Annotated in this window: 14 protein-coding genes; 7 read left to right on the top strand and 7 right to left on the bottom strand. The window is 72.8% G+C overall.

Annotated features, from left to right (window positions below; translation table 11 throughout):
• Positions 1-12: 12 nt before the first annotated feature.
• Positions 13-657, bottom strand: a complete 645-nt coding sequence (locus tag ABGB05_RS06585) for a GNAT family N-acetyltransferase (protein WP_347652281.1) — start codon at positions 655-657, stop codon at positions 13-15.
• A gap of 129 nt (positions 658-786) precedes the next feature.
• Between ABGB05_RS06585 and ABGB05_RS06580 the strand changes: the two genes are divergently transcribed.
• The gene (locus tag ABGB05_RS06580; RefSeq protein WP_347652280.1) at positions 787-1,818 is read left to right on the top strand and encodes a TetR/AcrR family transcriptional regulator C-terminal domain-containing protein; all 1,032 of its coding nucleotides are present in this window, start codon (positions 787-789) and stop codon (positions 1,816-1,818) included.
• A gap of 80 nt (positions 1,819-1,898) precedes the next feature.
• Here ABGB05_RS06580 and ABGB05_RS06575 read toward each other — a convergent pair whose 3' ends face one another.
• The gene (locus ABGB05_RS06575; RefSeq protein WP_347652279.1) at positions 1,899-4,046 is read right to left on the bottom strand and encodes a chorismate-binding protein; all 2,148 of its coding nucleotides are present in this window, start codon (positions 4,044-4,046) and stop codon (positions 1,899-1,901) included.
• 321 nt (positions 4,047-4,367) lie between these two features.
• Here ABGB05_RS06575 and ABGB05_RS06570 point away from each other — a divergent pair, with 321 nt between their 5' ends.
• The 3 genes from ABGB05_RS06570 (at position 4,368) to ABGB05_RS06560 (ending at position 8,865) form a co-directional block, all read left to right on the top strand.
• Entirely contained in the window at positions 4,368-5,738 is a 1,371-nt protein-coding gene (locus ABGB05_RS06570) for an FGGY family carbohydrate kinase (protein WP_347652278.1), read from the top strand.
• 139 nt (positions 5,739-5,877) lie between these two features.
• A complete protein-coding gene (locus ABGB05_RS06565; protein ID WP_347652277.1) occupies positions 5,878-8,439 on the top strand; it encodes a nitrate- and nitrite sensing domain-containing protein in 2,562 nt (853 codons plus the stop codon).
• Positions 8,440-8,442: 3 nt separating this feature from the next.
• Positions 8,443-8,865: a roadblock/LC7 domain-containing protein gene (locus ABGB05_RS06560; protein WP_347652276.1), complete on the top strand. Its 423-nt coding sequence runs from the start codon at positions 8,443-8,445 to the stop codon at positions 8,863-8,865.
• Between the two features lie 48 nt (positions 8,866-8,913).
• Here ABGB05_RS06560 and ABGB05_RS06555 read toward each other — a convergent pair whose 3' ends face one another.
• Positions 8,914-9,942 (bottom strand): phosphotransferase, encoded by a 1,029-nt coding sequence (locus ABGB05_RS06555; RefSeq protein ID WP_347652275.1) that lies wholly within the window; start codon positions 9,940-9,942, stop codon positions 8,914-8,916.
• Positions 9,943-10,015: 73 nt separating this feature from the next.
• Complete coding sequence (locus tag ABGB05_RS06550) at positions 10,016-11,512, bottom strand: GH1 family beta-glucosidase (protein ID WP_347652274.1); 1,497 nt, start codon at positions 11,510-11,512, stop codon at positions 10,016-10,018.
• Positions 11,513-12,570: 1,058 nt separating this feature from the next.
• Here ABGB05_RS06550 and ABGB05_RS06545 point away from each other — a divergent pair.
• The 3 genes from ABGB05_RS06545 (at position 12,571) to ABGB05_RS06535 (ending at position 17,541) form a co-directional block, all read left to right on the top strand.
• Complete coding sequence (locus ABGB05_RS06545; protein ID WP_347652273.1) at positions 12,571-15,480, top strand: glycoside hydrolase family 48 protein; 2,910 nt, start codon at positions 12,571-12,573, stop codon at positions 15,478-15,480.
• A 448-nt stretch (positions 15,481-15,928) separates the two neighbouring features.
• On the top strand, positions 15,929-16,834 hold the full coding sequence (locus tag ABGB05_RS06540) for a phosphatase PAP2 family protein (protein ID WP_347652272.1): 906 nt from the start codon (positions 15,929-15,931) through the stop codon (positions 16,832-16,834).
• A gap of 26 nt (positions 16,835-16,860) precedes the next feature.
• The gene (locus ABGB05_RS06535) at positions 16,861-17,541 is read left to right on the top strand and encodes a maleylpyruvate isomerase N-terminal domain-containing protein (RefSeq protein WP_347652271.1); all 681 of its coding nucleotides are present in this window, start codon (positions 16,861-16,863) and stop codon (positions 17,539-17,541) included.
• A 10-nt stretch (positions 17,542-17,551) separates the two neighbouring features.
• Here ABGB05_RS06535 and ABGB05_RS06530 read toward each other — a convergent pair whose 3' ends face one another.
• From ABGB05_RS06530 to ABGB05_RS06520, 3 genes are read right to left on the bottom strand one after another with little or no spacing between them, the layout of a single operon-like run.
• Positions 17,552-18,382, bottom strand: coding sequence for a DUF1028 domain-containing protein (locus ABGB05_RS06530; RefSeq protein ID WP_347652270.1), 831 nt, complete (start codon positions 18,380-18,382; stop codon positions 17,552-17,554).
• A 56-nt stretch (positions 18,383-18,438) separates the two neighbouring features.
• Positions 18,439-20,859, bottom strand: coding sequence for a transglutaminaseTgpA domain-containing protein (locus ABGB05_RS06525; protein WP_347652269.1), 2,421 nt, complete (start codon positions 20,857-20,859; stop codon positions 18,439-18,441).
• Positions 20,853-22,004, bottom strand: a complete 1,152-nt coding sequence (locus ABGB05_RS06520) for a DUF58 domain-containing protein (protein ID WP_347652268.1) — start codon at positions 22,002-22,004, stop codon at positions 20,853-20,855. The genes ABGB05_RS06525 and ABGB05_RS06520 overlap by 7 nt, the downstream gene beginning before the upstream one ends.
• Between the last annotated feature and the right edge of the window lie 2 nt (positions 22,005-22,006).

Raw genomic sequence — 22,006 nt, 5'->3', positions numbered from 1 at the left:
CCGGTCCGGCCGTCAGCGCTGGCCGACGGGTGGCCGCCACATCGGCTGGATCGCCGGCCCGTCCTCCGGTAGCCGGATCGGGTCGCCGTGGGCCCGGAAGCCGTTCCGCTCGTACAACCGTCGGTTGCGGCGCGAACTCGCCTCCAGGTACGCCCCGACGCTGGCGACGTCGACGAGTTCGAGCTGGTGACGCAGCATCGCGCCGCCGAGTCCGTGGCCGCGCCAGGTCGGCACCACGACCATCTGTTGCAGGTACCAGTGCGGCTCACCGCGGGGATGACGGCGTCGGGTCAGCTCGTTGACCAACGCCATCCGCGGCGCGTACTCGGGACCGTAGGCCCAGGTGAGCCGGGCGAGTTCCTCGGCCGGGTCGGCCGGCGGCGACGGTGCGGGGTCGGCCGGGACGAACTCCCAGCACGACACCCCGGCGATTTCCCCGGAGCCGTGCTGCGCCACCAGCAGTACCCCCGTCGCGAGCATGCCGTCGACCCACGCGGTCGCCTCCCCGGCCCAGGTGGCCGTCCGCTCGTGGCGGGCCGCGCCGTCCGGCACCACCCAGCTGAACACCGCCTCGTCGAGACAACCCTGGCCGAGGGCGCGCAGCACCGCTGGCGCCTCCGCCGACCCGGCTCGGCGTACCGTCACCAGACCGCTCATGATCACCTGCACTCTCGGCGGACCCGTCCGGGCCGTGAACGACGATGGGTACACTGTACGCACTCCGGTGCGGGATGCCAGCCCCGCCGGTGTCAAGGCACTGACGGAACCTCGGGTGAGGAGCGGGCGATGGGCCGGGGTGGGTCGACCCAGCTGGGACTCGCGCACATCGTGCGTGCCGGGATCGGGGTCGCCGACGCGTACGGCCTGGACGCCCTGTCGATGCGCCGGGTCGCCGACGCGCTGGACGCCGGCGTGATGTCCCTCTACCGTCACCTGTCCGGCCGGGCCGAACTGGTCGACCTGATGGTGGAGTCGGTGTTCGGCGAGATCGCCTACCCCGATCCCGGCCCGCCGGGGTGGCGTGCGTGCCTGGCGTGGGCGGCGCGACAGGAGTGGGCGATGTACCAGCGTCACCCCTGGGCGCTGTCGGTCGTCGCGGGCACCCGTCGGCCGCCCCTGGGGCCCAACGTGCTGGCCAACGCCGAGTGGCTGCTGCGGTCCGTCGACGGCCACGGGTTGGACGCCCGGACGATGTTCCAGGTCTACTACGCGGTGAGCGACTACGTGCAGGGCGCGGCCCGGTACGTGCACGGCACGGTCGAGGACGAACGGCGTACCGGGATCAGCGTCGGGCAGTGGTGGGCGGCGAGTACCCCGGAACTGGCTCGTCTGCTGCGGACCGGGCGGTTCCCGACCCTGTCCCGGCTGGTCCCCGAGGCTGGCGGCGCGCCGGAATCCCTGGTCAAGGACTTCGAGTTCGGCCTGCAGCGGGTGCTCGACGGCATCGGGGTGGTGCTCCGGCAGCCGGCACCGGGGACGGCGTCGTCGCCGACGGAAGTAACCAGGTTACCTGCCCCGTCGGGCGCGCCGTCCCGCCCCGGAACCCCGTCGGACCTGCTCGCTCGGCGGTGGACCCCGGAACTGCTCGACGTGCTCCGTCGGGGGGAGGCCCGGTTCAGCGACCTCGTCCGGGCCGTCCCGGGGATCTCCCGCCGGGTGCTGGCCGAACGCCTCCGTCAGCTGGCCGACGAAGGGCTGCTGGTCCGGCGGACGGAGCCCGGCCCACCCACCCGGATCAGCTACGCGCTGACCGCCCGGGGCGCTGTGGCGCCGGATGCCGACGGATCGGGGCGTCCGTCGCGCGCCACCGACCGGTGATCCCGCACCGGTGGCCCGGGCGAGGGCTTTCGACCCGCCCGGACCACCGGCTCGACGCTGGCTACCCGCGATGGCGACAGCTATGCCCCGGCGACGCCTCCCGGCCGTCCGGCCGGTGCCACCGCCCCGTCCGCCACCGCCCCGTCCGCTGTGGCGCCGCCCGTACTCGCCCCGCCAGCGGCCGGCAGCAGCCAGCCGAGCAGGTCGGCAAGTACCGCCAGACCATCGCGGCTCAGCACCGACTCGGGATGGAACTGCACCCCGGCGTACGTCGGACCGCGTAGGCCGTGCACCGCCCCGTCGGCGGAGTCCCGGGCCAGGCGCACCGGCCCGTACCCGGTGCCGACCTCGTCGGCCTCGGCCAGCGCGGTGTAGCTGGAGTAGAAGCCGACCCGTCGGGTCGTACCGAAGAGGTCCACGTCGCGCTGCAGACCCTGGTACGGCGCGGAACGCCGGTGCAGTCGCAGGCCGAGCCGCCCGGCCAGGACCTGGTGCCCGAGGCAGACGCCGAGGGCCGGCTGACCGGTCTCCAGCAGGCTGTCGACGAGGCGGTGCAGCACCGCCATCTTCGGCTCGGTCAGGTCGCCCGGATCCCCGGGCCCGGGGCCGACCACGACCAGGTCGGAGTCGGTCAGGTCGGTGACGGTCCCGTCGGTCAGGTCGGTGGCGGGGCCGTCGGCCGAACCACGGTGCGGCTCCGTCAGCCCGTGCCAGGGGCGCAGCTCCACGGTGAGGCCGAGGGACCGTAGCTGGTGCGCGAGCATGCCGGTGAAGGTGTCCTCCGCGTCTATGATCAACGCCCGCCGACCGACGAGCCGGGGCAGCACGTTCACCCCCGGCCTCCGCTGCTCCAGCCAGAACGGCGCCAGTTCGTGGTTGCGGGCGGCCAGTGCGGCCCGTACCGCCGGATCGTCGGCGAGCCGCAGTTCCGTCGACACGGCCGGCAGCGGCGCCGCCCGATCCGTGCCCACCGCCGGTTCTGCCGGTCCGGGGCGTACCCCAGGCGTGGCGGGTCGGACCCCGACGTCGGCCGGCCGTCCGGCGGTCCGTGGCCCGGCCGCCGGTGGACGCAGCCCGAGGGCGGCCAGCACCCCGGCCGCCTTGGTGTGCGTCTCGGCCACCTCGCCGGCGGCGGTGGAGTGCCGCACCAGGGTCGCGCCGACCGGCACCCGCAGCTCACCGCCCGCGGAGATCTCGGCGGTCCGGATCAGGATCGGCGCGTCCAGGGTCTGCCGGCCGGCCTCGTCGACCCCCAGCAGCGCCAGGACCCCGGCGTAGTAGCCCCGGCCCCGGTCCTCGTGCCGGGCGATGACCCGGCAGGCGTTCTCCATCGGGCTGCCGGTCACGGTGGGCGCGAACATGGTCTGCCGGAGGACCTCCCGGACGTCCAGCGACCCCCGCCCGGCGAGCAGGTACTCGGTGTGGACCAGGTGCGCCATCTCCTTCAGGTACGGCCCGATCACCTGACCACCGTGCTCGGCGACCGTCGCCATCATCTTGAGTTCCTCGTCGAGCACCATGTACAGCTCGTCGATCTCCTTGGGGTCGGCGAGGAACTCCAGCAGGGTGTCCCGGTCCGCCGGCCCGTCCGGGTGTCGGAACGTGCCGCTGATCGGGTTCATCATGACCAGGCCGTCCTCGACGCTGACGTGCCGCTCCGGTGACGCCCCGACCAGGGTCCGGCCGCCGGTGTGCACCAGGAACGTCCAGTAGGCGCCCCGTTCGTCGGTGAGCAGCCGACGCAGCGCGGCCAGCGCCGCCGGCAGCGGCGGTCCGGCCAGTCTGCCCCGGTACGTGCGGTGGATCACGAAGTTGGCGCCCTCGCCCCGCCCGATCTCGTCCCGGAGCACCCGGCCGACGATCTCCGCGTACTCGGGGTCGGAGATGTCGAAGCCGCCGTCGCGGACCGGGACGGTGCTGCCGGGCAGCAGGTCCAGCGCCTCGGCCAGCGGGACCCGGTCGTGCCCGGAGATCCGCAGGCATTCCAGCGGGGCGTTGTCGTCGACGCAGGCGAATCCGCGTTCGGCGATCTGCCGGTACGGCACCAGGGCGAGCGTGCGTGGGCCGGCCGGCCCGGCGCCGAGGGGGATGTCGGCGAGCCGGTCGACGGTGCACAGCGCACCGGTGAAGACCTCGAGGGTGTCGGCGCCCTCCCGGCGTACCAGGGCGAACGGCCCCGGATCGGCGCCGGCGGCGATCGAGGCCAGCAGGTGGCGCAGCTGGGTCATCGGAGGTGTTCCTCTCGGCTGGGGGCCGTCCGGCGTGGTGGCCGGTCCAGGAGAGGAACCATCGGCGGCCGCCACGTGGGCGGCCGCGTCGGGAAAGCTACGCGCGGAGGTCGGCCGCCGGAATGGCGGGCCACCAGGAGTTGAGTCGCGCGAACATGACGGTCAGTGTAGGCGAGCCGGGACGGATCCGGGGCCCCGAACGTGTCACCGACCATCAGGTGGACAACGCCGGCCGTCGGGCCCGCGCCGATCCGGCCCGGAGCCGGACGGACTGGCGTGACCTCGGCATCAGCGGCACGACAACCGGGTACGTTTCGCTCGATGAGCATTCTCGCCTTCGACCTGGGTACGTCGTCCGTGCGTGGCCTGGTGCTGGACGCCGACGCCCGGCCGCTGCCCGGTGCGCTGGCCCGGCGGAAGACCCCGATCACGATCGTGGACGGCGGGGCCGCCACCATCGACGGGCGGGCCTACCTCGACGGGTTCACCCAGTGCCTCGACGAGCTTTCCGCCGCCGGCCACCTCGACGGGGTCGAGCTGGTCGCCACCTCCGCGCAGTGGCACTCGGTGGTGCCGCTCGACCCCGGCGGCGAGCCACTCGGCCCGGTGCTGACCTGGCTCGACACCCGGCCGACCGCGCCGCCCGGGATCCCCGGGCCGGCCGACCCGCACGACTACCACCACCGAACCGGAACCTGGTGGCACCGCTTCTACTGGTCGGTGCGGCTGCCCTGGTTGCGGGAGATGGGCGAGGTCAGCCCGGCACGCTTCGCCGGCCTCGTCGAGTACATCTTCGGCCGGCTGCTCGAGGAACCGGCGATGTCGATCTCCCAGGCGTCCGGCACCGGGCTGCTGGACCTGCGCACCCTCGACTGGGACGTCGAGGCGTGCGAGCTGGCCCGGGTCCGACCGGGCGAGCTGCCGCCGCTGGCCCCGGCGGACTGGCACGGCCGGCTCCGGGCCGAGTACGCCCGTCGCTGGCCGGCGCTGCGGGACGTGCGCTGGACGCCGCCCACCGGCGACGGCGCCGCCTCCAACGTCGGCTCCGCCTGCTACGACACCCGGCGGGCCGCGGTCACCGTCGGCACCTCCGCCGCGGTCCGACTGGTCCAGTCCGCGCCGGCGGACACCGAACTGCCGCCGCTGCCCGACGAGCTCTGGCGGTACCGGGTCGACCACCGGCACGTGATCACCGGGACCGCCTTCTCCGCCGGCGGCAGCCTCTACGCCTGGGCCCGCCGGGAGCTGCGGCTGCCGGAGGGGGCGGCGCTGGACGAGGCGCTGACCCGGATCCCGCCGCACCAGGTGACCCTCCGGGCCGATCCCCGGTTCGGTGGTGACCGTCCACCCGGCCTGGCCCCGGGGGGCTCCGGCAGTGTCGACGGGATCGGTCTCGACACCTCCGCGGTCGAGATCCTGGCCGCGCTGATGGCCGCGTTGTGCGACGAGGTCGGCGTCGGTGTCGCCGCCATCGAGTCCACCCTGGACAACAAGGTCCAGGTGGTACTCGGCGGCGGTGCGATGGCCGCCTCGGCGTGGTGGCGGCACGCGTTCGCCGCCGTGCTGGCGCCGCGCGAGGTGCACCACGTCCCCGATCCGGAGATCGGTGCGGTCGGTGCGGCACTGGTGGCGATCGATCGGCTCGACGGTGCGAAGGGTCGCGAACGTATCGTCCGGACGGACGAGGGCTAGTCAGGACAGCGACAAGATCGCGTCACCGGCAGTATCCTTCCTGAGCTGTTCTGCGTACTGGATCATTGACAGCGGGACCGGGCCTGATTTGAAATGACTCGGCTCCTTGGCGCGCCCGGCATCGAGGACGGTAGGAGGCATGGTGGCTGTGGCCCCGGATCCGTCGTACGGTGCTGTCTCGCGGCACCGTCGACGCCGTCTCGACGTCCGGGTCGTACCGCACCGTCGTCGTTCGCCCTTCCGGTTGCGGGACTGGCGGATGCGTACCAAGCTCGCCGCGGTGCTGGTCGTCCCGTCGGTCGCGTTCCTGCTCATGGCCGGGGTGCAGACCGCCCAGCTGATCGGCCAGGCCGACCAGCTGGACGAGTTCGCCGACCAGGTCCGGGTGGGCAGGGAGATCACCACGCTGGTGCACGAGCTGCAGCGGGAACGGGACCAGACCGCCGGCGAACTGGCCGCACTGAGTCTGACCCCGGGCCGGGTCGAACCGGGACGGCCGCTGCCCGCGCTCGAGCCGCTCTACCCGGTCTCCGACCGGGCCATCGCCCGGTTCCGCGAGGTGGCCGCCCCACTGGCGCTCGGCGAGGCCTCCTGGCGGATCTCCTACGACCGGGCCGACGACGCGCTCAGGCGACTCGCCGACGTCCGGTCGGCGGTGCCGGCCGCCGGCCTGACCCCCGACCCGCTCCTGGCCGAGTACGACCGGGTCATCGAGGTCCTGCTGGTGCTGCTCGCCGAGCCGTCGCCCGGCACCGACCGCCCCGAGTTGACCGACGCCGTCCAGCGGTACGTCGAGTTCGCCCGGCTCAAGGAGGTCAGTTCCCGGATCCGGGCCGAGCTGTACGGGGCCGCCCGCTCCGGTCGGTACGACTCCGTCGACCTGGTCAAACTGGCCGACCTGCGGGCCCAGCAGCTGAGCGGGATCGCCGGCTTCCGGCTGTCGGCGACCGACCGGCAGATCCAGCGGTACGCCGACGCGAGCGCCGACCCCGGCTTCGTGACCGCGATCAAGCTGGAGGAGAGCACCATCGCCTCCGGTCAGCGGGGTGCCGCGCTGCTGAAACCGGCCGAGTGGTGGTCGGCCAGTCAGCACCGGCAGGACCTGCTGCGTCAGGTCGAGTCGGGGGCGCTCGACGACGCGATCGAGGAGGCCGACACCCGCAGCGCGGCGCAACTGCGCCGTACCCTGCTCACCGCCGGCGGGGTGCTGGCGGTCCTGTTGGCCGCCCTGCTCACCTCGGTCGCCATCGGCCGGTCCATCGCCCGGTCGCTGCGCATCCTGCGGAGCCAGGCGTTGCGGGTCGCCCAGGTGGAGTTGCCCGAGACGCTGGAACGGCTCCGGACCGCAGACCCGGCGACCGCCCAGATCGACGTACCGCCGGCCGACGTGCGGTCGATGGACGAGATCGGCGAGGTCGCCGAGGCGTTCGTCGCGGTGCACCGCAGCGCGGTGACGGTGGCCCTGGAGCAGGCGACGATGCGCCGGCACGTCAACGCGATGTTCGTCAACCTCGCCCGGCGCAGCCAGGTGCTGGTCGAACGCCAACTGGAGTTGCTGGACGAACTGGAGCAGGACGAGCGGGACCCGGACCAGTTGGCGAACCTGTTCAAGCTCGACCATCTCGCGGCCCGGATGCGGCGTAACGACGACAGCCTGCTGGTGCTGGCCGGGACCGAGGCGACCCGGCGGTGGAACCGGCCGGTGCCGCTCTCCACGGTCCTGCTGGCCGCGGTCGCCGAGATCGAGCAGTACCAGCGGATCCGGCACACCGCACCCGACGGCCTGTACGTCGTCGGGCACGCCGTCGCTGACCTCGTCCACCTGCTCGCCGAGCTGTTGGAGAACGCGTCGGCGTTCTCCCGACCGGACACCGTGGTGCAGATCGACGCGGCCGCCCATCCGGACGGCAGTGTGCTGGTGCAGATCGTCGACGAGGGTCTGGGTATGAGTCCGACGTCGCTGCGGGAGGCGAACGAGGTACTCGCGGTGCCGCCGGCGGCCGACGTCGCCGCCTCCGAACGGATGGGCCTCTTCGTGGTCAGCCACCTGGCCGCCCGCCAGCAGGTACGGGTGGCGCTGGCCCCCACCGGCCGGGGTGGTCTGGTGGCCAGCGTGCGGTTGCCGACCAGCCTGTTGGCACCGGCCCCGACGACGGAGCAGGGCCGTGGCCCGGGCCGGCGGATGCTCGCCACCGTCGCCGGTTCCCACAGCGGTCAGCCGTCGGCGGTCCGGGCCGCCACTTCGGACGTCGTCCCGTCCGGACCGGGCCTGCCCGCCGTCCGGCCGGTACGGGAGATCCCGACCCGGGCCGAGGACGTGCTCGGCGCGGCCGGCCCGGTCGGGGCACCGCCGAGCACCTGGTGGTCCCGGCAGGGCCGGTCCACGGCGGGCGTTACGGTGTCGGCGGCCGGGGCGGCCGACACCCCGGTGGTGCCCGCCGCCGGCAACGCCCCGCCCGCGATAACGGTGACCGGTGGGGTGAACTCCCGGGGCCTGCCGATCCGGGTGCCGATGGCCCAGTTGCCGACCAACTCCGGCCCGAGCCAGCCGAAAGTCCCCAGACCGCGCGAGGAGCCGGATCCGGACCAGGTGGGCGGGATGTTGTCGCGGTACTACCGCGGCGTCCGGCAGGCCGAGGCCGAGGACACGATGGTGATACCGATGACGCCGGTGGGCGTTCGCACCGAAGAGGAGAAATAGGTATTGAGCACGCTCAGTCAAGCGGCGAAGGATCTGAACTGGCTGGTCAGCGGTTTCACCGAGCGGGTGCCGGGGGTGGCGCACGCCATCGTCGTCTCCGCCGACGGGCTGCTGGTGGCGGTCTCCGAGCACCTGCCCCGGGACCACGCGGACAAGCTCTCCGCGGTGACCTCGGGACTGTCCAGCATCACCACCGGCGCCGCGGAGATGTTCGACGGTGACATCGTCAAGCAGACCGTGGTCGAGATGGGCCGCGGCTACTTCCTGGTCATGCAGATCCGGGACGGTTCGATCCTGGCGGTGCTGGCTGCCAAGGAGGCCGACATCGGTGTGGTGGGATACGAGATGGCGAAGTTGGCGAAGGCGGCGGGCGAGATGCTGACCCCGGCGCTGCGGGCGGAACTGCAGCAGGCGTTGCCCCGCTGACCGGACGAGGCCGGCCGGCGGGGCGGCGCCTGCCGCGTTCCGCCGGTCTCACCGCACCGGCGTCCGGTCCAGCCCGTCGAGCTGTGCCTCCAGCAGCCCGGCGAGCCAGCTCTCGAACTCGGCCCGCTCCGGGCCGTCCCAGCCCCGGGTGGCTCCCTCGATACACATGATCAGGTACAGGTAGCACGTGTAGAGGGCGAGCCGGCGGCGGCCGGAGTCGGTCAGGTCGAGCCGGCCGTGTCCGGCCGACGCGTACCCGTCGAGGATCTCCGGCTCGTCGTCGAGGTTCCGGAACAGGGTCAGCGAGACCAGTTCGGCCAGCGGGTCGCCGAAGAACGCCCGTTCGCCGTCGATCAGCCCGGTGACCCGGGCCGGGCCGGTGTTGCCGGCCTCGACGAAGACGTTGCCGTCCCAGAGGTCGAAGTGGACCAGTGCGGGGCGGCGTACCTCGTCGAGCACGTCGGCATGCCGCCGGAGCAGTTCGCGGATCTGCGAGGGCGTACGGGGCAGGGTGCTGCCCAGTCGTACGGCGTCGTCGAGGATGTCGTCGACCATCGCGCCGAACGCGGCCCGCCAGGACGGCTGCCAGCTGCGGCTGCCCCGCAGCGGGTAGCCGTAGGCCGGGCCGGTGACGGTGTGCAGGAGGGCCGCGTGTGCGGCGATCTCCCCGCGGACGGCGGCGACCTGTGCCGGGGTCAGACTCTCCCGGACCTGGCGCAGGTCCGCGCCGGGGATCCGGCTGAGGAAGATGACGTCGGTGTTGATCATCTCCCGGCCGAAGTCGGCGTGGACCACCTCCGGCACCGGCACCCCGACCCGGCCGGCGCGGCGGTAGAAGTCCGCCTCGGTGCGCATCAGGTCGACCTCGTGGCTGAGCAGTTTGAGGTCGGGCGGCGGTGCCACCTTGAGCACGAGGTCGGTGCCGTCGGTGAGGGTGACCCCGTACGCCGCGTTGTAGGTCCCGCCGGTCAGTTCGCTCCAGGTGTCGACCTCGCCCCGGTCACCGAAGGAGCGATGGACCAGCATCCGGAGTTCGGTGTCGGTGACGTGTCGGCGGGTCAGGGTCTGTACTTCCATGGATCCTCCAGGTGGCGGTGCGGTCGGGTGGCGGATCGCCGCCCGGGTGGTGGCCGGTACGCCGGTCAGGAGGTCAGATGGCGTTGTCCGCGATCACACCTCGGTACCAGTGTGCGCTGCGCTTGAGAACCCGTCGCTGGGTGGGGAAGTCGACGTAGATCAGCCCCCAGCGCTGCTCGTACCCCTCGTTCCACTCGAAGTTGTCCATCAGCGACCAGACGTGGTAGCTCTCCAGCGGCACCCCGTCGGCGATCGCCCGGTGTACGGCGGCGAGGTGGTCGCGGAGGAACTCGATCCGGGCCGGGTCGTCCACGGTCCCGTCGGCGCCCAGTACGTCGGGGGTGGGCAGACCGTTCTCGGTGATGGTGAGCGGGACGTCGCCGTAGTCCCGGGTCACCCGGGTCAGGATGTCGTACATCCCGTCGGGGAAGATCTGCTGCCAGCTCGCCATCGAGGTCGGCCACTTGCGAATGGTGCCGCCGGCGGCGGTGACGTAGAGCGGGGTGTAGTACTGCACCGCGAGCAGGTCCACCGGGGCCGAGATGATCCGCAGGTCACCGTCGCGGATGCCCTGCACCAGCCGGCTGTCCGGCCCGAGGTCGGCGAGCACGTCCGCCGGGTACGCACCCTTGAAGATCGGGTCGAGGTAGAGCCGGTTCTCGTATCCGTCGTAGAGCCGGGTGGCCTCCGCGACGCCGTCGCTGTCGTCCGCCGGGTAGCAGGGGTGCAGGTTCAGCGCGGCGCCGATCCGGCTGTCGGCGCCGGTGGCGCGCAGTGCCTGTACGGCGAGTCCGTGCGCGAGCTGCAGATGGTGGGCGACCAGGTAGGCCGCGCTGGGGTTGCGCAGGCCGGGCGCGTGGTGGCCGCCCAGGTAGCCGTTCTGGACCACGGTCTTGGGCTCGTTGATGGTGAGCCAGACCGGAACCGTGTCGCCGAGCGCCTCGAAGACGGCCTCGGCGTAGTCGGCGAAGCGGTAGGCGACGTCCCGGGACTCCCAGCCGCCACCGTCCTGGAGGGACTGCGGCAGGTCCCAGTGGAAGAGGGTGGCCATCGGCGCGATGCCCCGCTGGTGCAGGCCGTCCACCAGGCGCCGGTAGAAGTCCAGGCCGCGCTGGTTGGGCGTACCCGTGCCGTCGGCCTGGATCCGGGGCCAGGAGATGGAGAAGCGGTACGTGCCGAGCCCGAGCTCCTGCATCAGGTCGAGGTCGCCGAGGTAGCGGTGGTAGTGGTCGGCGGCGACGTCGCCGGTGTCGCCGTTGCGGACCCGACCCGGGGTGTGGCTGAAGGTGTCCCAGACCGACTCGCCGCGGCCGTCCTCCTTGGCCGCGCCCTCGATCTGGTACGCCGAGGTGGCCGCGCCCCAGCCGAAGCCCTCGGGGAAGCGCAGTCCGAGGCGCGCCTCGGGCGAGGTACGTCGCTCGGGGTCGGACTCGGCGTCGCAGCCGGTGAGTGTCGCGCCGGTGCCCGCAGCGGCGGTGGCGGCCGAGCCGACCGACAGGCGGCTGGCTGGAACGGCGCTGGCGGATAACGCGGCGCGGCGCAGCAGATGCCGCCGGGTCAGTACGGACATGCTGTCTCCTCGTGTGTGGGGCCCTCCGCAGATGGCCGGGAGCGCTCCCATGGAGAAGGGTAAGTGATCCCTGGGCCGGTTGCGTATGGGATGTTCGGGTGGCAATGGCGGGTCTGGGCCTCGTCCATTGCCCGTCCCCACGTGCGCCATGAGCAAGGCGACCGGGCGTCGCGTCGCGACGGGGCCGGTCGCCGGGGAATGTCGATGGCGCGGTCGGAGCACCGGTTCGACGCCGGGGCGTGGTACCGATGACCGATGCACCCCCCTTGTGGTCGGGGGGTAGTGTGGGGACGGGGAGGGCAACCCCCGTCCCCACCGTGAGTTACCAACACGCACGAGCGGAATTGGCGTCCAGGTCGTGCGTGCCGCGCGGGAGCCGGGCCACGCGAGTGGCTCTGGTTCCACCTCCTCTCGACGGTGGTGTCGCGGCTGGCGGCGGAGTCCGGGCTGGCCCGCCGTCAGCCCTAGTGGCTGAGTGGTCGGCGGCTACCTCGCCGGAGCGGGTAACCTGCCAACGGGAGTGCGGACGATTGGTCGGGCCGACGTCCGCGAGCTCCGTGGTGGTGCGGATACAAGCTACTTACATCCTCATCAATGGAAGCGCTCCCATCGACGTTGGTTGGACTGTAGCCCGCGTCACGGGTTTGTGAAAGACCCAAAATAAGATCGAAACATCTGGCCAACGTCGAGGAAACTCCGTTGTGCCCGGATCGGTCGGTGAGTGTCCAGGTCAGAACGGCTCCCGACCGTCTTTTCAGGATCATGGAACCGCTCCCACTTGATGCGGGAGCGCTCCCATGCAAGACTGTCGAACTATCGCGCCAGGGAGCCACGCCGACGCGATCGCGGGCCGCCGAGGGCATCCGAACATCGGTACGGCGCCCACCCACCGGAGCCGCCACGTCCGGCGCCTCCTCCGGCGTCTGCCGACCCCGGTCCGGGACGGGTTGACCACCACCATCCCGGCGCCTTCCCACCCACGCGCACCGCTCCGGCTCCACGCGCAGGAGGCGCCTCGCCGCGGCACCGCCGCGGCTGGTCCGCGAGGAGATGCACGAATGAAGTTGAGGTCAGCAAGACGCCGGATAGCGGTGGCCGCCGCCGGCGTACTGGTGGTGGGGGGTGTCGCTGTCGCACCTGGGGTCGCCCAGGCCGCCCCCGGCTGCGACGTCACCTACACCGCCAACAGTTGGGGGAGCGGATTCACCGCGTCCGTGACGATCCGCAATGTCGGCGACCCGATGACCAGCTGGCGTCTCGGGTTCACCTTCCCGGGCAACCAGCGGGTCACCCAGGGCTGGTCGGCCAACTGGACCCAGTCCGGCGCGAACGTCACCGCGACGAACATGTCCTGGAACGGCAACCTCGCCACCGGCGCGTCGACCACGATCGGATTCAACGGTTCGTACTCCGGGACCAACACCAGTCCCACCTCGTTCACCGTGAACGGCGTCGCCTGCAACGGTGCGCAGAACACCGCGCCGACCGTCGACATCACCAGCCCGGCGAACAACGCGAGCTTCACCGCACCGGCCGACGTCACCGTCACCGCGACCGCCAGCGACGCCGAGGGCCCCGTCGACCGCGTCGAGTTCTACCGCAACGGCCTGCTGGTCGGCACCGACACGACCGCGCCGTACAGCTACACCAACACCGCCCTGCCGGCCGGCACGTACACCGCCCAGGCCCGGGCGTACGACAGCGCCGGCCTGGCCGGCACCGACGAGGTGGCCTTCACCGTCACCGGCACCAGCCAGGCCAGCGTGGTCACCCCCGCGACGCTCGCCCTCGCCGAAGGCGCCAGCGGCCAGCTGAACGTCAAGCTCAGCGCCGCGCCGACCAGCAACGTCACCGTCTCGCTGAGCAAGACCGGCGACGCCGACGTCACGCTCGGCGCGACCAGCGCGACGATCACCCCGCAGAACTGGAGCACCGGGGTCAACGTCGCGGTCAACGCCGCCCAGGACGCGGACGACACCAACGACACCGCGACCATCACGGCCAGCGCCAGCGGTTACACGCCGTCGGTGACCCAGGTGACCGTCAGCGACGACGAGGGCGGCGGCCCCAGCGGCGAGTACGGCGAAGAGTTCATGGAGCTGTACAACAAGATCAAGGCTCCGGGCAACGGCTACTTCAGCCCCGAGGGCGTGCCGTACCACTCGATCGAGACGCTGCTGGTCGAGGCCCCGGACCACGGTCACGAGACCACCTCCGAGGCGTTCAGCTACTGGCTCTTCCTCGAGGCGATGTACGGCCGGACCACCGGCCAGTGGGGCCCGTTCAACCAGGCCTGGCAGGTCATGGACCGGTACATCATCCCGTCCGAGACCCAGTCGAACTACAACCCGAGTGACCCGGCCGACTACGCGCCCGAGGCCAACCGGCCCGACCTCTACCCGCAGCAGGGCGGCAAGCTCGACGCCAGCGTGCAGGTCGGTCAGGACCCGATCGCGCAGGAGCTGCAGTCCACCTACAACAGCGGCCGGGTCTACGGCATGCACTGGCTGCTCGACGTGGACAACGTCTACGGCTACGGCCGGTGCGGCGACGGCACCACCAAGCCGGCGTACATCAACACCTACCAGCGGGGCCCGCAGGAGTCGGTCTTCGAGACCGTTCCGCACCCCTCCTGCGAGACCTTCGAACACGGCGGACCGAACGGCTACCTGCCGATCTTCATCGGTGACTCGTCCTACGCCCAGCAGTGGCGCTACACCAACGCCCCGGACGCCGACGCCCGCGCCGTGCAGGCCGCGTACTGGGCACTGAAGTGGGCCAAGGAGCAGGGCGCGGAGAGCCAGATCTCGGCGACCATCGCCAACGCCGCCAAGATGGGCGACTACCTGCGCTACTCGATGTACGACAAGTACTTCAAGCAGCCCGGGTGCGCCTCACCGTCCTGCGCCACCGGCACCGGCAAGAACAGCGCGGCGTACCTGCTCTCCTGGTACTACGCCTGGGGTGGCTCGCAGGGTGGCAGCAGCAGCTGGTCGTGGCGGATCGGCTCCAGCCACAACCACGGCGGCTACCAGAACCCGTTCGCGGCCTGGGCGCTGTCCAACGTGACCGAGCTGATCCCGCGGTCGCCGACGGCCCGCCAGGACTGGCAGACCAGCCTCGACCGGCAGCTCGACTTCTACACCTGGCTGCAGTCCGCCGACGGGGCCATCGCCGGCGGGGCCACCAACAGCTGGAACGGCGACTACAGTGCCCGGCCGTCCGGCGTGCCGACCTTCTACGGCATGGTGTACGACGAGAAGCCGGTCTACCACGACCCGCCGTCGAACCAGTGGTTCGGCTTCCAGGCGTGGAGCCTCGGCCGGGTCGCCGAGCTCTACAACGAGACCGGCAACGCCAAGGCCAAGGCGATCCTGGACAAGTGGGTGCCCTGGGCGATCGCGAACACGACCGTCGACGGCGCCACCTACCAGATCCCGTCGACGCTGCGCTGGTCCGGCCAGCCGGGCGGCAGCTGGAGCGCCGGCACCACGTCGGTCAACAACGCCAACCTGCGGGTCGAGGTCCTCGACCACACCCAGGACGTCGGCGTCGCCGGCGCGTACGCCCGAGTCCTGGTGCACTACGCCGCCCGGTCCGGCAACGCCCAGGCGGCCGCGACCGCCAAGGCGCTGCTCGACGCCGTCCTGCAGCACAAGGACGACAAGGGTGTGGCGGTGCCGGAGACGAAGGCGGACTACAACCGCTTCGACGACACCTACAACAGCAGCACCGGACAGGGCCTCTACATCCCGTCCGGGTTCACCGGAACCATGCCGAACGGCGACCCGATCAACTCCAACTCGACGTTCCTGAGCATCCGGTCGTTCCTCGAGGACGACCCGGACTGGCCGAAGGTGGAGTCGTACCTGAACGGCGGCCCGGTGCCGACCTTCACGTACCACCGGTTCTGGGCTCAGATCGACGTCGCGATGGCGTTGCACGACTACGACCGGCTGCTCGGCTGACGCCGGTCGACAGACGGGCCTGATTCCCACGGTCAGGCCACCCGTGGCGGGTCCGGCCGGATTGGCCAACGCAGCGATCCGGTCGGCCCGCCACTCCCCACCCGGGGCGGGCTCCCCGGGCGGGACCCCAGCACCGACCTGCGGGCGGGCGACACGACGTCGCCCGCCCGCGGCGTCTCCCCACCGGCCTCCCGGGCCCGTCCCCGGCCTCCGGCTGAGTTTCCAGTCAGCTGGGCGTGCCGTACGGGGACGGAGGGAGTATTCTGGCGGGCAGAGGGAGAGGCCGCTTCCCCCGTGGCGGCCTCTCCCTCTGCTGTTTCCCCACGGCTTCTCCGACGGGTGCGACCGCGCCCCGCACCGCCGCCGGCATACCGCCCGCCACCAGGCGAATCGCGACCCGACCGGGGTCGCCGTGCGGAGCACCGGATGCCCGACTACGGTTTCCGCCATGAGCGGGCGGAAGACGGTCCTGACGGCGGGTTGGCTCGGCTTGTCGACCCTGCTACAGGTGGTGGTCCTCGTCGCGGTCTGGTGGTTCGCCGTCCGCACCGAGCATGGTCAACTGCTCGACACGATCGCGCTCACCGGTAACTCCATCGGCCAGCACCGGATCGTGGGAGTGGTCGGCGGCGTACTCAACGCGGTCTCCCTGCTGTCGTTGCTGGCCGCCACCGTCGTGATCGGATTCATCGCGCTGATCCGGGGCCGGATCGGGCTGGCGGTGGTGACCATCGTGCTCATCGCCGGCGCGAACCTGACCACCCAGGCGCTCAAGTACGTCATCGAGCGGCCCGACTTCGGCATCGACCCGGAGCGGGCGGCGGCCGGCAACAGCCTGCCCAGTGGCCACACCACGGTCGCCGCCTCGGTCGCGATCGCGCTGGTGATGGTCCTGCCGCCGCGACTGCGCGGCCTGGGCGCCCTGCTCGGCGCCGGCTACGCCGCGGCCGCCGGCGTGGCCACCCTGTCCGCCGGTTGGCACCGGCCGAGTGACGCGGTCGCCGCCCTGCTCGTGGTGGGCGCGTGGGGGAGCCTGGCCAGCCTGGTCCTGCTGCTGGTCCAGGGCGACACCGTGCAGGTGGAGCCCGGTGACGGACACCTGGTGGTCCGAAACGTGCTCGCGATCGGTGGCCTGGTCCTGGTGGTCGCGGCGGCGGTCGCGATCGGCTGGACGGACGGCGAGCGGATGACCCCGATCGAGGAGTTCGGCCGGCGACGGCTCCTCGTCGCGTACGCGGGCAGCGCCGCCGGCATCGCCGGTACCGCCGCGCTGGTGATGGCGTTGGTGCTGCGTACGGTGCACCGGGTGGTGCCCCGACGCATCAATCGACCCGACCCGGCGGCGACGGAATGACGGATCTTGGCGGGTAGGGTCGCGACATGCGAACCCGCGACGCCTTCCGCGCCGAGGCCGGGCGACTGTCGGAGGTGCTCGGCGGGCTCACCGAGGCCGACCTCGACCGCCCCACCGGCTGCCCACCCTGGTCGGTCCGCGACCTGCTCGGGCACGTACGTACCGGCGCCGGCCGGATCGTCGGCATGCTCGCCCAACCGGCACCGGCCCGGGCCGAGGTCGACCCGGCCAGCTACTTCGGGCCGGCCAAGTTCACTCCCGAAACCGACACGGCCCGGATCGACGCCGCGCGCCGGGACGGCAGCGGTTTCACCACCGGCCGCGAACTCGCCGCCGACTTCGACCGCACCTGGCGCGAGGCGTACGACGTCACGGGTCGGGTGCCGGGGGAGCGGGTGGTCCGGACCCGGCACGGGGATCCGATGACCGTCGACGATTTCCTGGCCACCCGGGTGGTGGAGTTGGGCGTACACGGGCTGGACCTGGCGGCGGCCCTCGACCGGGAGCCGTGGCTGACCACACCGGCCGCCGAACTCGTCGCCGGGCTGCTCACCGACGCCGCCGGCCCGGCCGGGGCCGGGCTCACCGACGAGCTGGGCTGGGACCGGTTGACACTGATCGCCAAGGCGACCGGCCGCTCGCCGCTGACCCGAGCCGAACAACAGGTGGTCGACCGCCGAGGCGTGCGCTGGCCCGCCTTCGGTTGACCTCGGTCGGTCAGCCTCTGCGGAGGTGGGCCAGGACCACCGGGTCGATTCTGGCCGGGACGATCCGCTCCTCCAGGTTCTCCACGCCGGCCCAGGCGGCGAGCCGGGCGTCCAGCCCGGAGCCGTCGTCCGGGTGACCGGCGGCGGCGAGCAGCGTGGACACCTCGTCGGCGAGCGCGCCGGTCAGGTCGAGCAGGGTCGCCGGATCCGGCTTGCCGAAGAGCATGGTGTGCACCCCGAGCAGCCGTCCGAGTTCGGCCACCGGGTCAGGATGGTCGTCGACCCGCAGATCCACCACGACGTCGCTGCCGCCGCCGTAGCCGCCGCCCCGGGCCACCACCAGCAGTGCGGCGCTCTGCCGACCGCGCCGGTCACCGCCGGCCAGGTCACCGGCCCGGAGCGCGCCGAGCAGCCGCTCCGTGAAACCGTGGTCGGTCAGCCCCAGCCAGGCGTCGCGCATCTCGTCGACAACCTGCGGACCGGCCAGGATGTTGCCCTGGACCGCCCAGCCGTCGCCGGCCTGCCCACCGGCCCAGTCGTGGCACTCCGGCCCGGTCCAGCTGGCACCGGCACCGTCCGCGCCGACCACCCCGAGCTGGCGCTGTGCCCGCCCACCGTCGGCGGCGACGAGTCCGGCCACCACGTCGGCGGCGGCCACCCCGGTACGGAGCAGGGCGAGCCCCTGCGGACGGTAGGCCAGGTTGGCGTGCGCCTGGGTGGCGATCGCGCCGACCTCGGCCTCGGCGGCCGGTACCAGGGCACCGACCCCGAGGAACTTGCTGGCCACGGCGACACCGTGCATCCGGCCGTCGTCCGAGCGGGCCACGATCGAGAACGTCACGCGGCGAGACTACCGCTCCCGTCCACCGGGTACCGAGCCTCCGCCCGAGGATGTCGTCAGTCCCGCCAGCGGAGCGGGCCGGGATGCAGGGACCAGACCATCCGTCGCCACCAAGACCGCTTCGCCCGCAGTTCGGCGGCGTACGCCAGAGCCAGTTCGGCGGCCCGTCGCGCCTGCTCGTCGGTGGCGACGGCCGGCGCGAACGCGGCCAGGTTGACCAACTCGGCGAGGTCGTCGACACCGGGTACCGCCGGCCGGAGCCCACCGGTCGACGGTCCGGCCCCGACGCCGCCCGAGGGTTCCGATCCCGCCTCCGGGCCCGGCGGCAGCGGCTGCCCCGGCTCCCGCAGGCTCGACCGGGCGTGGGCGGCCACCTCGGTGGCGGCCAGATGCTCCGGCACCGGCCTGCCGGCCAGCCGCAGTGCGTCGGTCAGTTCCCGCCACGCCCCGGCGATCCGCTGGGCCGGCGGACCGTCGGCGAGTCGACGGCGACGTTGGGCCCGCCGCATCCCGACCACGACCAGGGCCAACCCGGTCAGCACCAGCAGCAGGCCGCCGGTGCCGCCACCGACCAGCACCGGTACGCCCGGTCCACTGCCGCCGCCCGGCGGGGCCACCGCCTCCGCCGACGCCTCCGGGGTCGCCTCCGGGGGCGGGGTGGTCTCCTCCGGCGGCGGCGTCGGATCCTCCGGCTCCGGCTTGAACTCGTCCTCCACCGGTCGGGGTCGGGTGTTCGGCAGCGGCAGCGGGTTGAACGCCACCCAGCCGAGACCCTCGAAGAGCACCTCCGGCCAGGCCAGCGCGTCCGCGCCGTGGACCGGGCCGGTACCGGTCGGCGAGTTGAAGCCGACCACCACCCGGGTCGGCAGACCCATCATCCGGCCGAGCACCGCGTACGCGGCGGCGAACTGTTCGGAGGTGCCCCGCTGCCCGCCCCCGTTCGGCGGTCCGAAGAGGAAAAACGCCAGGTTGGGATAGGCGTGCCCGCTCGGCGCGTCGGCGACCACCCGGTAGTGCTCGGCGAGGTACGTCTCGATCGCGATCGCTCGGTCGTACGGGGCGCCGTTCTCCTCGGCCAACTGGTCAGCGAGGCGCTGCACCTGCTCGGGCGCGCCCGGCTCGACCCGGAGGAACCGGGCCACCGCGTCCCCGAACGGCACGTTCGCCGCCGGCAGTAGGTTGTAGTCGGGGTGTTCCCGTTCCGAGCTGACCGTGTAGCGCAGACCCTCGGTCAGCCCCTCCGGGCGGATCAGGGTGCCGCTGGCCTGCTCGTACGCCACCCGGGAACCGGTCACCTCGCGAGGTGTCGGGACCGCCGGCAGGAGCCGGCCGCTGAGCTCCCTGATGGTGATCTCCTGCTCGATCCGGTCCACCGTGGCCGGCTCCGGCACCTGCTCCGTGGCGGGCAGCACCCGGCCCGCGTTGCGGTAGGTGCCGCCGACCCGCCAGGTCACCCCGTCGTAGTCACTGAGTACGGCGAGCCGGATCCGTACCGCACGGGACTGTTCGGCGGCGTCGGCCGGGCTTTCCTCGTCGGCCGGTTCGCCGTCCTCGGGCGGCTCCTCCTCGCCGTCACCGGCAGCCGGCTCGGTGGGCGGCGGCTCGTCCGGTGGCGGTGCGCCGGTGGTTCGTACCTCGAGCAGGGTCTGCTCCGGATGCAGTGCCCAACCGGAGATCCGGATCAGCGGGTTCTCGTCCAGACTCTCCACCTGCGGCGGCTCGACGTAGCGACGCGGGTCGACCGGGGTGGCGCCGACCTGCCGGGCCACCACCGGGGCCACCACGGCGGCGAGCCCGACCACCACGACCAGCCCGACGGCGGTGCTGGCGGCGGTCCGCAACCGCAGCGCGGCCCGGACCGCCGGCGTCAGGCCGGCCCCGGCGTCGGCCGCGTTCGCCGGGTCACGTCGGTCGGGTCGTCCGCCGGTGGCCAGCGCCAACGCGGCGGCGCCGGCGAAGGCGACGGTCAGCCACGGTGTCGACTCGGCGTTCGGGCCGACGACGTAGAGCGCCCCGGCGTAGAGGCCGACCGGGGCGGCGAGCCCGAGCAGCACCCTCGCCGCCCGGATCCCCACCTCGGCGGCGGCGAGTCCGGCCAGCCAGGCCGCGACCACCGGCACGATCACGGTGTCCGGGGTCGGTTCGATCGGGATCAGTGCGGTGAGCAGCCGGGGGATGCCGTTGCGGACCGCGTCGGCGGCGACGTCGGGCAGCCCGCCGGGCAGGTCGGCCCGCCGGGCGGTGAACCAGAGCGTGAAACCCGTGTAGCCGAGCAGGGCCAGCACCGAGAGCGGGGCGACCAGCCAGGACGGCGCCCGCCGGGTGGCCAGGCTGACCCCGACCGCGCCGACCGCCGCGCCAAGGACCAGCTGGCCGAGCAGCGGACCGGCGTACACCCGGCCGAGCACGGCACCGGCGAGCCCGATCATCACGACCAGCGCCACCGGCACCGCCAGCGTCTTGAGGAATCTCACCACCGGCGGACCCCGTCCCACTCGGCGGCGAACTCCGCGCCGTCCGCCGCGTCGACCACCACCAGACCCGCCCCGCCGGCCGGCGTCGGCCCGTCGGCGCCGAAGACCCCGACGACCACCGACGGGTACGCCGACCGGAGCCCGTTCAGGTAGCCCAGGTCGGCGCGGCCCGCCGGCCCGGTGAGGAAGACCAGGGTGTCGCCGAGCCGCTCCTGACGCAGCCGGAGCGTGGCGGTACGCAGCGGGTCGTCGTCGCCGCCCCGGGCACCCGGGGTCAGTTGTGTGGCGGCGAGCCGGTCCAGGACCTCGCCACCGGGGTCGGCGCCGACCAGCAGCATCGTCACCGGCAGGTCCTCGCGGCGGGCGGCCACCACCACCGAGGCGGCGGCCTCGCAGGCCGACTCGAACGTCTCGACCACCCCGTCGACCGCTCTCGGGTACGCCGCCGCCCGGTTGTCGAGCAGGACGACGATCCGGGGCAGGCTGGTGTCGAGTTGCTCCTTGACCATCAGCTCGCCGACCTTGGCACTGGTCCGCCAGTGCACCCGGCGAAGTTCGTCGCCGACGACGTACTCTCGCAACGAGTCGAAGGTGATCGAACCCTGGGGGACCTTGTCGACCCGGCCGTCCATGCTCCGGGACACCCCGGCCGGGGTGGCGGTCAGCGGGTGGATCCGGGGATGCACCCAGACCTGGGCGGTGCCGCCCTGCGAGCGGGCGACGGTGATCAGACCGAGCGCGTCCCGGCCGGTGATCCGCAGCGGCCCGACGGTGACCACCCCGCGCCGGTGGGTCGGCACCGGATAGCTGACCGTGGTGTCCCGTCCGGGCCGCAGCCGGAGCACCGGCACCGGCACCGGTCGGCTGCCGCAGCGGTCCTCGGCGACCAGGTTGGCCGAGCGGAGCCGGGCACTGTTCCGGATGGTCAGGGTCATGGTCGCCGGCTCGCCCCGGCCGACCCGGTCCGGGTCGGCGACCCGGGTCACGTCGAGCCGGGGCCGCCAGGCGGCGTTGCCGACCGCGCAGCCGACCGCGATGCCGGCGGTGGTGCCGAGCAGCGCGAGTTCCGGGTAGCCGAAACGGAACCCGACGAGCAGCAGGAGGGCGGCGCCGGCGAGCAGACCGAAGCCGCGCGAGGTGATCGTCATGG

The sequence above is a fragment of the Plantactinospora sp. B5E13 genome (assembly GCF_039871775.1).
Classification (GTDB): domain Bacteria; phylum Actinomycetota; class Actinomycetes; order Mycobacteriales; family Micromonosporaceae; genus Plantactinospora.
This window is presented reverse-complemented; position numbering and strand designations above follow the sequence as displayed.